We start from the raw sequence: 14,751 nt of genomic DNA, 5'->3' as shown, positions 1-14,751 counted from the left end.
CCAATCCTCCCACATATTCTATTTTCAGTACTACAATCGGTCCAACGGATGAACAAATTCTACTTCAAAACCTCCTATAGGTCTGTCTGTCTGCTTTACAATCTATTACTGTCTCTGGTATTCCTCAATATCGGCCGGCTGGTTTTTGCCCTCTACAATCATGACTACTACCAACATCTAAGCCCCTCAGAAGTATCCACAGCTTGGCTCGGTGGGCTGCGATTCGATGCCTCTGCAATGGCCTACCTCTGCGCCCCCTTCGTGCTGGTATTTCTCTTTTTGGCATTCTTGCCAAACAAGGTTTACACCCACAAGATCTCACGCAGAGTTTTGCGTTGGTCTTTCTTCATACCCAATGCAATGGGAGTCATTCTTAACGTGGGAGACAGCGGCTATTTCCCTTATGTATTGAGACGTACTACAATGAGCGTCTTTCAGGAGTTCTCCAACGACTCTGTCCCCTTGATCATGGGAAGGCTTTTAGTACAGTACTACGGGCTTACGTTGTTGGGTGTGGGTTTGGTATTCCTCTTATGGTGGATGACGGGGAGAGTCCGCTTCCAGACAGAAAGGGAGAGTTCGGCAATTCGCAGGATCGTGGGAGCTTCTCTCGGCTCACTGCTGATAGCTCTGCTCTTCGTGGGAGCTATGAGAGGAGGTTGGGCACATAGTTTGCGACCTATTACATTGAGCAATGCCAGTTTGTATGTAGAAAATACCAAGGATAGAGATCTGGTGCTCAACACTCCATTCTGCCTGATACGCACAATGGGGAAAAGAGTATTGAAAGAGGTGGAATACATTCCCCAAGAAAAAGCACAACAGCTCTTCAACGGGGTCTACCAAGCAGCTCCGACAACAGATTCGGACAGTCTATTCGGAGCCTATCGAGGCTACAATGTAATGATCTTCATTGTAGAATCTTTCTCCAAAGAACATATCGGAGCACTGCAAGAAGACGGCCGAGGCTTCTCTCCCTTCATCGACTCTCTCATCAGGCACGAAGACGTGCTCAGTTTCCCCTACGCCTTTGCTAATGGACGAAAGTCCATTGATGCGATGCCTTCTATCCTCACTTCTGTCCCAGCATTGGGGACCAACTTTGTCACCTCGCACTATTCAGGTAACGAGGTTTTGGGAATGCCACGGTTATTGTCTTCGCATGGCTACCAACATACGGTATTTATGCATGGAGCACCGAATGGATCAATGGGGTTCGATGCGTTTGCCAAACAAGTCGGTTTCCGGGAATACTATGGAATGAACGAATATCCGGAGAAGAACGACTTCGATGGAACTTGGGGAATCTGGGATAAACCTTTCCTACTCCAGTCTGCCGATGAACTCTCGCACAAGCCCACTCCTTGGATGGCCTGCCTTTTCACGCTGTCCAACCATGCTCCCTTCAAGGTTCCCAAGGAGGATGAAGGATGTTTCCCTCTCGGTTCTCTCCCTCAACACCAGTGTGTAGGCTATACCGACAGCGCATTCAAGGCATTTTTTGAGAAAGCGAAGCAGCAGGAGTGGTACTACAATACCTTGTTCGTATTCACAGCCGACCATGCCTCACAATCCTGCAGGCCAGAATACCAGAATACCCCCGGCAGCTACGCCGTACCCATGCTTTGGTTTGCCCCCGGGAAACCTCTTACTCGCTATCATATCGACACAAACACTATTGTACAACAGGCAGATATCTACCCATCAATCAACTACCTGCTTGGCATAGAAGAGCGTATTGTTGCATTCGGGCAAAACATGTTCGATCCGAAGGCTCCCCACTATGCATTGTGTTTCGACGGTGACTACAAATTGATGAGTGCCGATCGGGTTGTTTCTCTGAAAGAATCGGGAGAACTTAAATCCGAACACTTGCAAACTCCTCTACTGCCGGATACGGAAAACTCTGTTGTGCCGGATAAATTCTTACCAGCTGTCGTACAGAATTACAATAGTCGCCTGATTCATAATCGGCTTATACAAAAATAGCCTGCACTGCACCTGTCATAGGATACCTTCGGATAGCCCGCAAAACCTACTGTACGACTATCTCGGGAAGCAGATTTTGCACAACAACTCCCCTATTGGAAGGAAGTCTCTAGACTTTCAGAAAAGGCTTTGTACCTTCGCATACCGAGCTTGTTGCACAGGGAAGGACATCTGCAGATAGGTTGCCTTTTAGCTCCTTTGAGGTTTGTGATGTCCCCTCTTTGGGCTTACAGCAACGGTTCATTAGCAGATAAAGACCGCACAGATGAAAGTATGTATAGCCGAAAAGCCAAGTGTAGCACGAGAAATTGCCGCTATCCTGGGAGCCAGAGAGAAACATGATGGCTACTTGGAAGGGAATGGCTATCGAGTCACCTGGACTTTCGGCCATCTCTGTACGCTCAAAGAACCTCAGGACTACCGCCCCGACTGGCGAGTATGGGCTGTGAGGAACTTGCCGATGATTCCTCCCCGATTCGGTATCAAACCAATCGATATCACATCATACCGCAAACAGCTGGATATCATAGCCCGGATTGTAGCAGAAGCTGAGGAAGTGATCAACTGTGGCGATGCCGGGCAAGAAGGAGAGTTGATACAGCGTTGGGTATTACAGCAAGTTGGCTGCAATTGCCCGGTAAAACGCCTTTGGATATCATCCCTAACTAAAGAAGCTATCTCCGAAGGCTTCGCTTCTCTCAAGCCGGCCGAATCTTATCAAGCTCTCTACGAAGCCGGATTAGCAAGAGCCATAGGAGACTGGCTGCTCGGGCTCAATGCCACTCGTCTCTATACCCTACTATATGGCAGTCGCGGACAAACTCTTTCGGTGGGGCGTGTGCAGACCCCTACTTTAGCCCTCTTGGTATCTCGTCGCAAAGAGATCGAAAGCTTCATTCCCGAACCTTATTGGGAGCTGAAAACGACTTACCGGTCTGTCCTATTCCACGCAGCCAAAGGTCGCTACACAGATCGGGAAGAAGCTCTTGCCGCTATCGAACAAATCAGAGAAGGACTTTTTGAAATTACATCCATAGAGGGAAAGAAAGGGAAAGACTTACCTCCCTACCTCTTCGATCTGACGGGCTTACAAGTAGAGTGTAACAAGAAATTCGGCCTTAGTGCAGAGGAGACCTTACATACAGTGCAGACACTATATGAGCGCAAACTTACTACCTATCCGAGAGTAGATACTGTCTGTCTGCCGGAGGATATTTACCCCAAAGCTCCTGATATACTCAAAGGACTAAAGGGCTATGAACCCCATGTACAAACCCTGCTCCAATCCAAGTTGCGCAAAAGCAAAAAGGTTTTTGACAACAGTAAGATCACCGATCATCACGCTATTATCCCTACAGGGCAGCCGGCAACAACTTTGTCTGCCTCAGAGGAGAAAGTGTACGATCTGATTGTCAGACGATTCTTAGCAGCATTCTATCCCGACTGCCTTTTCAACACAACGACTGTTCTGGGACAGGTGGAGCAAATCCCATTCAAAGCCACAGGGAAAGTCATTACCCAAGAGGGCTGGCGCATCCTTTTCGCCAAACCTTCGGCAGAAGAAAAAGAAGAAGAAGAGAGCGCAACGGAAGAGGAAGAGCGCAGTCTGCCTCTCTTCGAAGTTGGAGAACAGGGAGAACATTTACCCGATCTACAAGAGAAACAGACACTTCCCCCCAAACAATATACCGAGGCAACTCTACTGCGGACAATGGAGACAGCCGGTAAGCTGACCGAAGACGAATCATTGCGATCGGCTCTCAAAGAAAATGGAATCGGGCGACCAAGTACCCGAGCCAGTATCATCGAAACCTTACTCAAGCGAGGTTATGTAGAAAAAAAACGCAAAGCTCTCATTGCCACAGATCTGGGGGTGAGATTGATCGACCTTGTCAAATCCGATCTACTCAAAAGTGTAGAGCTCACAGGTCTGTGGGAACGCAAACTCAGACAAATAGAAAAGCTACAACTCCCGGCTGCAAGTTTCATAGACGAACTCAAGAGCATGGTACACCAAGTTGTTACAGATGCTTTTGCCACACCTGCCCCAGCCTCCTCTCCCGCTTCTGATACCGAACTCTTCTCTATCCACTGTCCTCTCTGCCAAGAAGGGCACCTGCTACGTGGCCGAACAGCCTACGGATGTTCGGCATGGCAAAAAGGTTGCTCTTGGCGTATGTCCTTTGAACAGTGTCCCAAAGAAGCCTCTGCGGACCAAATACGGTCTGCCTTACAATCATCACAAGATTAGTTCACCATTTACTTATTCGAAACGATGAATACACATACTAAATCTCATCCCATTTACAAACACTACCCCGTATTGGGTATGCACTGTGCTGGATGTGCTCACAATGTAGAACAGACTGTGGCCAAGCTCCCCGGTGTCTGTGAATCGAAGGTCGATTTTGCGGCAGCAATGCTGCATTTGCAGTTAGAGAAAGAGAGTGTTCTTACCGACAACGATATACGCAAAGCAATACGAGCTATCGGTTTCGACTTGATTATTGCCGACGAAGATGAGGAGCTTATGCGCAAGCAAGAAGCCGCTCAAAAACGAGAACGAATATGTCTCGGCATCGACTTGTCGATTGCCTGGGTAGGACTACTATGTTCAATGTTGTATATGTGGATAAAGGGGCATGAGGGAACTCCCGGACTTGTTTTGGCCATCAGCTTGCTCGTCTACCTAATCAGTGGCAGACGCTACATTTTCTCGGCAATCAAGCAATTGAGACACGCCGTATTCTCCATGGATACACTTATCTTTTTCAGTACTACGGCTTCGATCATTTATGCCATGGTGCGCCTGTGGCTCCCCGGTTTGCAGCACACCGATGCAGCTATACATTTGGATGGCTCCACAATGATTTTAGCCTTTGTCCTTACCGGGAAATGGCTCGAAACGAGAGCCACCGGAAAAAGCCGATCAGCTATACGTGCGTTAATGAACCTGCGTCCGCGTACAGCCAGACGCGTTCAAGACAACGGAGAAGAACAAGAGGTGGCTGTTTCACAGATCAGACGGGGCGACTTATTGCGTGTCCTCCCGGGGAGTGAAGTACCGGTCGATGGGGAAGTCGTAGAAGGAATTAGCTCGGTAGATGAGCAAATGATTACCGGAGAGGCTGTTCCTGCTGAGAAACTTGCCGGATCCAGAGTATACGCCGGTACGGTTAATGGGCCGACAGCTGACTTGCTAATACGAGCCGAGCTGATGGGTTCGGATACCATACTTGGCGGGATTATTCGCACAGTACGTGAAGCAGAAGCCTCCAAAGCTCCTTCCATGCGCTTGGCAGACAAAGTAATTGCCGTATTTGTCCCCGTTGTATTGGCCATTGCCGTAGTTACTTTCTTAGCCTGGATTTTTGTTGGAGGTACTCAAATATGGTCTTCGGCTCTATTGTCAGCCATTGCCGTGCTTGTAATAGCCTGCCCTTGCGCTCTAGGCTTGGCCACTCCTACAGCCGTGGCTGTAGCTGTAGGGAAAGCTGCAGAAGAACAAATCTTACTACGCTCGGCCGAAGCTCTTGAAGAGCTGGACAAAATCGATACTTTCGTTTTCGACAAGACCGGTACACTCACCATAGGCCGGCCCACAGTGAGACAAGAGAGTTGGTTTAGCGAAGATCCCGAGAGTGACAAACTGCGGGCTCTGCTCTATGCCATAGAGCAACGAAGCTCCCACCCTCTAGCTTCGGCCTTAGCCCAACATCTGAGGAACAATCGAATGGGACAACTTCTTCCTGAGCTGGGGACTCTCCCTGCTCCGATACAAGAGCCGGGGCGAGGAGTTTCATTTGTCTACCGGGATAAACTCTACCGGATTGGCTCAGTGGATTATTGCAGTGAACTGATCGAACAACCTGCTCCGGAAATGGCCATGCAAGGTTCGCAAATATATTTTGCTCGCGAGAATGAATGGCTTGCCGCTTTTGTATTGTCAGATCTGATCCCTCAATCCAATATAGAAGCAATAGCCAAACTCCAAGAGCTGGGCAAACAGGTTGTATTGCTTAGTGGAGACCGTCAAACTGAGGCGGAGCGTGTAGCGCAGTTACTATCTATCTCCGAAGTAAAAGGGGAGTTGCTACCTGAAGACAAGCTAAGCTATATAGCTCAATTGCAAGAAAAAGGCAGAAAGGTGGCCATGGTAGGGGATGGCATTAACGATACTGAAGCCATGAGTAGAGCTAATATAGGTATTGCCATGGGAGGAGGAAGTGACATAGCCAAAGAAGTGGCACAAATCACCCTTATGCGTCAGGATCTCAATCTAGTAGTTCGGGCTATGGAAATCTCCGGCCAAAGCAAACGCATTATTCGGCAAAATCTCTTTTGGGCAATGATATACAATGTCATCTCTATCCCCATTGCTGCCGGCTTGCTGTATCCGGTGCTGCATACTGTACTCAAACCCGGGGTGGCAGCAGCAGCCATGGCTTGCAGTTCGGTGATCGTTGTAATGAACAGTTTGCGCCTAAGACGTTTATAGTTTTCAAAGGTCGTATGATAAGCAAAGACTTAAAACGAAAAATATACTCCTGGGCTACTACCAGAGGGGGGTATCTGGCAGGTATATATCTGATCTTGCTTTTGTACTTCTTAATTTGGCATGGGCTGTTCTTGCTTTTTAACTACAAACATTGGCCGGATCCTCTGTGGAAAGAATTTGTAGATGTTTGTTACCACGGATTGAAACTCGACAGTGTTGTCTCTGCCTATATGTTGCCAATCCCTTTCATTTCTCTACTGCTGATATACATATTACCACGGAGAGGGATAGACCTCTTTTTGCGTGTCTACTATGCTATCATCGGGATCCTCCTGGCTATCATTTTCACTTCCGATCTTCTTCTCTACGGCTATTGGCATTTTCGGCTGGATAGCACCCCTCTCTTTTATCTGCAACATCCCACCGGAGCCATTGACAGCGTAAATGCGTGGATGATTATAGGAGCTGCCTTAGGGATGGCTGTTGCGACTGCCTTGCTTATCCGTATTCTCTGGGGCTGGCATAGGCGATTCCTCCCCGAACAACCCAAACACAGACGATATACTTTCATTTACACTCCCGGATACTTCCTTATGGCCGGATTGATTTTCGTGCTTATCCGTGGAGGGCTATCTGTAGCGACAGCCAATGTAGGGATGGTATACCATTCGGAAAAACAGTTTCTGAATCACGCTGCCATCAATCCTGCCTTTAGCCTGGTTTATTCGCTCAAGACAGAACGAGACTTCACCAAGGGCTATCTCTTTTTCGATGAAAAAACCCTTGCTCAGAATTATGATTTTTTGGCTCAGCAAGCCTCAGCCGATACCGATCCCAACAAGACGGAAAAAGTGTTGACTAACAATCGTCCACATGTGATATTACTCCTGCTGGAGAGTTTTTCGGCCAATCCGATTGGAGCTCTGGGTAACTCACTGGGGCTTACTCCACACATAGACAGCCTGGTCAACGAAGGCTTATTGTTCGAGCAAACCTATGCCAACAGCTTTCGTACCGATAGAGGTATGGCTTCCATCTTGAGTGCATTCCCCGCTCAACCCAAAACATCAATCATCAAGTATCCGGCCAAGTGCCAGAGTTTACCCTCAATTGCACGCTCCCTCTCTGCCAATGGCTATACGACCCATATGCTCTATGGCGGAGACATCAATTTTGCAGGTATGCGCAGTTATCTCACAGCTACCGGCTATCGACGAATTGTAGATTTATCTTCTTTCGATGCCATTCACCGACTTAGCAAGTGGGGTGTACCGGATGAAATCACTCTCGAATACTTAGCCAAAGACTATTTGGAGCAATGCCGTCAGAGCAACAAGCCTGTTTTCTATACAATGCTCACTCTCTCAAGTCACGAACCTTTCGATGTACCGACAAAGAGAAACGAAAACCCCTACCTCAATTCCATTGCTTACACCGATGAGGCCTTGGGTCACTTTGTCAGTCAACTGAAACGCTCCTCGGAATGGGAAAACACCTTACTTATCCTCATCGGGGATCATGGGTATCCTTACCCGGAAGACAAAGCCACCCCCGACCGACCAGAGAAGTATCGCATCCTACACCTTTGGGCAGGAGGGGCTTTAGAAAAAAAAGGCCGTCTCTCGACTATTTGCAGCCAAACAGATGTGGCAGCTACTCTACTTTCACAAATGGGCTTCGATCATAGCGATATGCCCTACTCCAAGAACATTCTCTCTGCCCAAGTAGAGCCATACGCCTTTTTCTCTGTACCCAATCTCTTCGGTTTTGTAGACAAAGAAGGGATCACAACTTGGGATTGTGACAGTAAACAGACATTGTTCAACGAAGGAACCCACGAAGAAAGACGTATCCTACTCGGCAAGGCTTACCTGCAAAACTTGCTTATGGATGTAAGTAAACGATGACTCAAAACGCATAAAACATATAAACCTCTTTTGTCTAACTTTGCGCTTGAGGGTTTCTCTTCGTTACAGTTTTGCCAGTGCAGTAAACCTTCCGGCAAAACAGATAAACCACTAAACAACGGAAAATACAGATGACAACACACAAGGAACATAACAAGATTATGCTGGCGAACATCAGTGGTGTAGACCGCCCCGGTGTGACTGCCCAACTCATGGAGGTTTTAGCTCGCCACAATGCACTCATTTTGGACATCGGTCAGGCAGATATCCACAGCCATTTGAACCTGGGTATTCTCTTCCAGACAAGCGACCGTAATTCCGGAGATCTGCTCAAAGATTTGCTCTTCAAGAGCTATGAACTTAATGTTAAGATTCGCTTCTCTCCCATTAGCGATGAGGACTACTCTTCCTGGGTCAGTCTTCAGGGGAAGAACCGCTATATTATCACTATCGTAGCTCGTCAGATCACAGCACAAATGATTCAGGCAATAGCCTCGCTTAGTGCTACACAAGGCCTGAATATAGACTCCATCAAACGACTCACCGGGCGTATTCCATTGCAAGAGACAGAGCGCAGGCCACTGGCCAGTGTAGAATTCTCCATGCGAGGAACACCCTCGGACACCGAAGCCCTGCAAAAGAGCTTCATGGATATTTCCGGCAAGCTAAATGTAGATATCTCTTTCCAAAGAGAATCAATGTTCAGGCGTATGCGCAGACTGATCTGCTTCGATATGGACTCCACTCTCATACAGACCGAAGTGATCGATGAACTTGCCATACGCGCCGGAGTAGGTGATGAAGTAAAAGCTATTACCGAGAGTGCCATGAGAGGAGAAATAGATTTTACCGAGAGTTTCCGGCGCAGAGTCTCCCTGCTCAAAGGCTTGGATGTATCCGTAATGCAGGATATTGCTGAAAATCTACCCATGACAGAAGGAGTCGGCCGTCTGCTTCGTACACTCAAAATGGTGGGCTTCAAGATTGCGATCCTTTCGGGAGGATTTACTTTCTTCGGCAACTATCTAAAAAATAAATACCCCATCGACTACATATACGCCAATGAGTTGGAAGTGAAAGATGGCAAGCTCACTGGTCGCTACTTGGGTGAAGTCGTGGATGGTCGACGCAAGGCCGAATTGCTCCGCCTGATCGCACAAGTGGAGAATGTAGACCTGATGCAGACCGTTGCCGTTGGAGACGGGGCTAACGACTTGCCCATGCTCTCATCTGCCGGTCTGGGGATTGCTTTCCATGCCAAGCCGAAAGTTAAAGAAAGTGCTTCGCAGGCAATCAGTACGGTCGGTCTGGATGGGATCTTGTACTTCCTCGGCTATAAAGACTCTCACATAGATGAGAATAAACTGGGCATCGACATCCACAGTGGAGAAGTGAGCGGGATGTGGGGGCGTTGAGTTCAACTGCCTACTCCTTACCGGCGATACTCTGCCTTTTTTTCGTAAAGAGGAACATCCGTCGCCATAGCTATGTTATATCCGAGAGATAGAATTACCACTAAACCAACAACTAATTATGCTAAGACATATCGTATTATTTGCCCTTGATGGGTTCCCCACTCCGGGAGATAAGCAACGCCATTTGTTGCGTATCAAAACCAGTTTGGAAGTTTTGCCACAAGAAATAAATGTGCTAAACTCTCTCTCTGTACGACTCAACGTAAATCACGAAGAAGAATACGACTTCCTTTTGGAAACAGAGTTTAACTGTGAAGACTGCCTCAAAGCCTACCAAGATCACCCACTACACCAACGAGTAATAGAGGACTTCGTGAAGCCTCACCTCAAAAGTAGGGCCTGTGTGGACTATATTCTTTAAGCCCAAACCTGCAACTCCAAAGAGGAAGAGAGGCAATTATCCACTCTCTTTACCGATTTATTCTGTTCCAAACGGAACAAGTTTTTTTTGCAATGGCCATACCACTACTCTCAGATGACTATTCTGTATCAGACAAGAGTGTGGTGTGGCCATTGTCTGCATATATCCGACACTATCATCACCCCGAAGTCTTCGTTTCCTATTGTCAAAAATGCTCTCGCTATGGACGGACCTGGAGTTGTCCTCCTTTTGATTTCTCCCCGTCGGACTATTTGTCGCCCTACCATTCGATTGGCATTTTAGCAACACGCATTTACCCCAATCCCAATCTCAACGAGAGAATTCTCCGCCGGGAGTCTTCGATGAAAGAGCTATACGACGGATTGATCCGGCTAGAGCGAGCAAAGCTGGATTCCGTATTGCTCGATTTAGAAAAGGAGTACCCCGGTATGCAGGCTGCCTATGCCGGTCACTGCCACTTTTGCCCCAACAGAGGATGTACACGAAGCAATGGATTACCCTGCCGTTTCCCTCATAAAATGCGCCCATCTCTTGAGGCTTTGGGGTTCGACTTGTGCCGTACCACAACCGAATTGATGGGCATAGAACTTCAGTGGGGGCAAGATGGTCTACTCCCCGACTTCTATTGCCTAATAAGTGGTTTATTGTTTTCCCCGAGTATTCCGGTCGAAAGTACTGCTGCGATACTGCTACGGCTTGGCGAACTCCGGCAAGAGACAGAGCAGCAATAGCCTCCCTATCACCGTGAAGAGAACCGAAATAAAACTTCTTTTACCCGCTCTATCTTATTGTTTCTGTCGAAAGAATAAGTCTTACTTCTCACAACATTGAACTCATAGAGCAAGAGAGATCTTTCCAGACAGATCTTAGACAGGGGCAGAGCTGCATTCAAGCCAATTTCAAAGAGAATATCTGCTAGACTAAGTATTATTAGCATCAAATCCTTGACGTTTAGTCAGGTACTCTTCAATCTTATTCGGCTCCAATGAGAGAAATAAATCCAAATCAAAGTCTGCTTTTTTGAGCAAAATGTCTTTTGTCTTATTGATTTGGGCATCAACCGTAATCGCAAGGTTTTCTTTTCTTCCACCAAACAACAGCTGTCGGATAGAGGTCAAAAGCAGACCTATCTTCTCAATTTCTCTTAAATAAAAATCCCGTTGTTCCATACACCAAATCGAGGTATCAAGTATGACTTCTCAAAGCTAAGACTATTTCCAAGGAACGTCTACCCACTGGATTTTGCCATCCGACAAGAGAAGACTCAGCCCCACACACGACTCACCCATCCGTTTGTCTGAGAAGGAAGCTGCATGCTGTCAATAAGTTATTTAGCCCGAAAACAAGCTGCGTTTTGCACAAATATCGGATTGTACACAGTCTAATCTTTTGTCTATACAAAGTTTAGGTTTATATTTGCCCTTAACGAAGCAAGAATAAAATTCTATAATGAAAACTAAAGCTATGAAAGTAAAGTACTTGATGCTTACATTGGCCGGGGTTTACGCCCTTTCAGCCTCTGCTCAGCAGGAGAATATGCCACGAATGGGGCAGACTCCCGCCAAGAATACCGCTTACGCTCGCTCTGAAGCCGGTGACAATTGGTTTGTGACTTTGCAAGGAGGTGCTGCTATGCAGTTTGGGAAAGGTAACGAGGATGCCGACTTCTTCGACCGCCAAACTGTTGCTCCCACTTTTGCCGTAGGTAAATGGCACACTCCTTTCTTCGGGACCAGATTGCAAATGGGCTTGGGGGTATCTCACGACTTCTCGAACAACGAAGCGAAATCCAAGTTGGAGATGAACCACGCTCGCTATGCTAACGCACACTTTGACTTTATGTTTGATGTGATTAACTACTTCAAGCCCTACAGTGAGGACCGCGTATTCCACCTTATTCCGTGGGTAGGTTTGGGTTACGATCACAAGTTTGAGAAAAACAGCAACTTCAAGGTGGATGCTCTTACAGCCAACGCCGGTTTGATGTTTGCTTTCCGTGTGATGGAGCGTATGGACATTGTGTTGGAAAGCCAGGTAATGTATTCTGACTTCAACCTCAACACAGCTCTGCCCGAGCCTCGCTACACAGCTTGCTCCGGCATGCTCACTGCCGGTTTGAACTTCCGTATAGGAAATATCGGATGGAGCGAGATCCTACCAATGGATTGGGGCTTGGTAAATGACCTGAACGGACAAATCAACGCCATGCGTGCTAAGAACGCAGAGTTGAGCAAGCGTCCCGTTTCTTGCCCCGAATGCCCGGAAGTTGAGCCTCGTGTAGAGCGTATCAATATGCTTTCGGACAAGTCTGTTCTTTTCCGTGCCGGCAAGACAACTGTAGACAGCGATCAAATGGTAACGATCTTCGACGTAGCTCAGTTTGCAAAGAAGAATGGCACACAGATCACCGTTACAGGCTATGCAGACAAGAAGGGCAAAGAAAGCGATCGCACCTCTGAACTTCGTGCAAAAGCCGTAGCCAAGATTCTCACCGACAAGTACGGTGTACCTTCCGACAGAATCAGCATCGAATGGAAGGGCGTATCTGAGCAAGTATACGACAATCGCGACTGGAACCGTGTAGTAATCCTTCGCTCGAAGTAATCTCCATTGTTCTTCTCAATTATCAAACCAGAAAAATAAAAAAGACAAGAATATGAAAGCACGTATATTGCTCTTGGCGATAGCTTCATCGACCATCTTCTTGACGGCCAATGCACAGGAACCCATGTCGCAAAATCAGCCAGGCAAAAACACCACTTTTGCCAGAGACAAAGCCTCCGACCACTGGTTCGTAGACCTGCAGGGCGGAGTGGGTATCGCTCTATTCGGCAGCAACAGAGACAAAAAAGAGTACATGGAACGCTACTCCATAACCCCTACTCTCTCTGTTGGTAAATGGCACGAACCTTATTTTGGTACACGCCTGCAGGTAATGGGCTGGAATATGAAAGGCTTCTACAATGAAGTTAGCGGATCTCAAGGTCTCATGACAGGTCTGAAAGCCAATAACCTCTATGGGGCAGCCCACTTTGACTTCCTCTTCGATGCCACGAACTACTTTGGTGTGTATCGCCCGGATAAGTTCTTCCGCGTAATTCCTTTCGTTGGATTGGGAGCCGGCTACAAGATCAAGAGCACCAACGAAGAAGACAAAATCATGCGTGAAGCTCCAGAAAAAGGGAAAGAAAACGAGGAAGGAAGACAAAGCCGCCTCTCACCGACACTCAATGGTGGTGTGATGCTCAAGTTTCGTTTGTCTTCTTGCATAGACCTCAACTTGGAAGCTCAGACAATGCTCTCACGTATGCGTTTCATAGGCACAGATAACGACAAAGCTATCTCTGATGTAAACAGCTACCTGACAGCAGGTTTGACCATCAACCTTGGCAAAACGACTTGGGATGAGGTAGTACCTATGGACTACAACATGATCAAGGACCTCAACAGCCAACTGAATGCTTTGCGCGCTCAGAACGAAGAGTTGAACAAGCGTCCGGTCTCTTGCCCCGAGTGTCCTGAAGCATCTGTAAGCACAACGAAGAAAGTTGTAGTAAACAATGTTGTTTACTTCCGTCTCAACTCTGCTCAGATCGATCGTCCACAGATGGTAAATATCTACAATACTGCTGAATACGCAAAGAAGAATAATCAAGATGTATACATCGTTGGTTATGCAGACCGCGACACAGGTACGGCTGCTTACAACAAGGCTCTGTCTGAGCGTCGTGCCAAGGCAGTGGCTGAAGTCTTGACTAAGAAGTACGGTATTGATGCTAGTCGCATCAAGATCGAATGGAAAGGCTCGGACGAACAGGTTTACGCTGAAAATGCTTGGAACCGTGTTGTAATCATGAACGTGGAATAAGCACAAACGAATTGGAGGGGAAATATCTCCAAACATATAAGACTGCCATGTGGGAGCTTTCTCACATGGCAGTTTTTTTATCTTTCACAAGGCACAGCCATCCTGGCGGACAAAGGATATGCTTCTCAAAAAAATCGTTCGTACCTGCAAACACATCACCTTCAAGATGGCATTATGCACAAGGCACAACGCAACAGGGCATTGACCAAGCAAGAGAAACAGCGAAACAAAGCCATCAGTCCGATACGGATTACTATCGAACACACCTTTGGCAATATTCGTCGGAGGTTTCATGGCGGACGATGTCGCTACCGGGGGCTTGCAAAGACCCATCCCCAAAACATTCTTGAGAGCATCGCCTTTAACCTATACAGAACACCGGGGATAATTATGTCCTCATGTGTAGGATAAGACTACCCTTGCGGAGATCGTTCTTGTAGCCCCGCAAGGGTGATTTACAAGCCATTTTATCCCTTGCTTCCTCCCAAATTCCTCCCTCCTTTTATCCGAAGAATGCCTCTTTCATACATCTCCTTATTTTTCAAAGGTCTCTTTATAGCTTGTTTGAGCATCCTGAGAGCGATTGGGAGGCGATATTTGAACCCAAAGAAGCCCCACCAGAACCAAATCTT

At 47.3% G+C, this 14,751-nt stretch carries 10 protein-coding genes and 1 pseudogene; 10 read left to right on the top strand and 1 reads right to left on the bottom strand.

The features are described from left to right. Window positions 1–48: 48 nt before the first annotated feature. The 7 genes from DQN70_RS04255 to DQN70_RS04225 all read left to right on the top strand — a co-directional run bounded on the left by DQN70_RS04255 (window position 49) and on the right by DQN70_RS04225 (window position 10,982). Window positions 49–1,989, top strand: coding sequence for an LTA synthase family protein (locus DQN70_RS04255; protein ID WP_023940996.1), 1,941 nt, complete (start codon window positions 49–51; stop codon window positions 1,987–1,989). 265 nt (window positions 1,990–2,254) lie between these two features. After that, the gene (locus DQN70_RS04250) at window positions 2,255–4,240 is read left to right on the top strand and encodes a DNA topoisomerase 3 (protein WP_023940994.1); all 1,986 of its coding nucleotides are present in this window, start codon (window positions 2,255–2,257) and stop codon (window positions 4,238–4,240) included. A gap of 24 nt (window positions 4,241–4,264) precedes the next feature. After that, entirely contained in the window at window positions 4,265–6,487 is a 2,223-nt protein-coding gene (locus DQN70_RS04245) for a heavy metal translocating P-type ATPase (RefSeq protein WP_023937516.1), read from the top strand. Window positions 6,488–6,501: 14 nt separating this feature from the next. Continuing rightward, entirely contained in the window at window positions 6,502–8,394 is a 1,893-nt protein-coding gene (locus DQN70_RS04240) for an LTA synthase family protein (RefSeq protein WP_023940993.1), read from the top strand. A gap of 131 nt (window positions 8,395–8,525) precedes the next feature. Beyond that, entirely contained in the window at window positions 8,526–9,809 is a 1,284-nt protein-coding gene (gene serB / locus DQN70_RS04235; RefSeq protein WP_023937518.1) for a phosphoserine phosphatase SerB, read from the top strand. Window positions 9,810–9,927: 118 nt separating this feature from the next. After that, window positions 9,928–10,230 carry a Dabb family protein gene (locus DQN70_RS04230; protein WP_023940992.1) on the top strand — a complete coding sequence of 101 codons (303 nt, stop codon included), beginning with the start codon at window positions 9,928–9,930 and terminating at the stop codon, window positions 10,228–10,230. 92 nt (window positions 10,231–10,322) lie between these two features. After that, the gene (locus DQN70_RS04225) at window positions 10,323–10,982 is read left to right on the top strand and encodes a DUF2284 domain-containing protein (protein ID WP_023940991.1); all 660 of its coding nucleotides are present in this window, start codon (window positions 10,323–10,325) and stop codon (window positions 10,980–10,982) included. Window positions 10,983–11,171: 189 nt separating this feature from the next. Here DQN70_RS04225 and DQN70_RS04215 read toward each other — a convergent pair whose 3' ends face one another. Beyond that, a complete protein-coding gene (locus DQN70_RS04215; protein ID WP_023940990.1) occupies window positions 11,172–11,420 on the bottom strand; it encodes a hypothetical protein in 249 nt (82 codons plus the stop codon). Between the two features lie 280 nt (window positions 11,421–11,700). Here DQN70_RS04215 and DQN70_RS04210 point away from each other — a divergent pair, with 280 nt between their 5' ends. From DQN70_RS04210 to DQN70_RS04200, 3 genes and pseudogenes are all read left to right on the top strand, one after another. Next, complete coding sequence (locus DQN70_RS04210; protein ID WP_231968865.1) at window positions 11,701–12,855, top strand: OmpA family protein; 1,155 nt, start codon at window positions 11,701–11,703, stop codon at window positions 12,853–12,855. Between the two features lie 52 nt (window positions 12,856–12,907). Then, window positions 12,908–14,119: an OmpA family protein gene (locus DQN70_RS04205; RefSeq protein WP_023937528.1), complete on the top strand. Its 1,212-nt coding sequence runs from the start codon at window positions 12,908–12,910 to the stop codon at window positions 14,117–14,119. 6 nt (window positions 14,120–14,125) lie between these two features. Further along, window positions 14,126–14,530, top strand: a pseudogene (locus DQN70_RS04200) (transposase); the annotation flags it as partial. Between the last annotated feature and the right edge of the window lie 221 nt (window positions 14,531–14,751).

Source organism: Porphyromonas crevioricanis (assembly GCF_900476255.1).
In the GTDB taxonomy this organism is placed as follows: Bacteria; Bacteroidota; Bacteroidia; order Bacteroidales; family Porphyromonadaceae; genus Porphyromonas; species Porphyromonas crevioricanis.
This window is presented reverse-complemented; position numbering and strand designations above follow the sequence as displayed.

Coding starts and splice junctions, on each gene's coding strand:
- DQN70_RS04255 (WP_023940996.1), top strand. CDS start 49: ATGAACAAATTCTACTTCAAAACCTCCTATAGGTCTGTCTGTCTGCTT.
- DQN70_RS04250 (WP_023940994.1), top strand. CDS start 2,255: ATGAAAGTATGTATAGCCGAAAAGCCAAGTGTAGCACGAGAAATTGCC.
- DQN70_RS04245 (WP_023937516.1), top strand. CDS start 4,265: ATGAATACACATACTAAATCTCATCCCATTTACAAACACTACCCCGTA.
- DQN70_RS04240 (WP_023940993.1), top strand. CDS start 6,502: ATGATAAGCAAAGACTTAAAACGAAAAATATACTCCTGGGCTACTACC.
- serB (WP_023937518.1), top strand. CDS start 8,526: ATGACAACACACAAGGAACATAACAAGATTATGCTGGCGAACATCAGT.
- DQN70_RS04230 (WP_023940992.1), top strand. CDS start 9,928: ATGCTAAGACATATCGTATTATTTGCCCTTGATGGGTTCCCCACTCCG.
- DQN70_RS04225 (WP_023940991.1), top strand. CDS start 10,323: ATGGCCATACCACTACTCTCAGATGACTATTCTGTATCAGACAAGAGT.
- DQN70_RS04215 (WP_023940990.1), bottom strand. CDS start 11,420: ATGGAACAACGGGATTTTTATTTAAGAGAAATTGAGAAGATAGGTCTG.
- DQN70_RS04210 (WP_231968865.1), top strand. CDS start 11,701: ATGAAAACTAAAGCTATGAAAGTAAAGTACTTGATGCTTACATTGGCC.
- DQN70_RS04205 (WP_023937528.1), top strand. CDS start 12,908: ATGAAAGCACGTATATTGCTCTTGGCGATAGCTTCATCGACCATCTTC.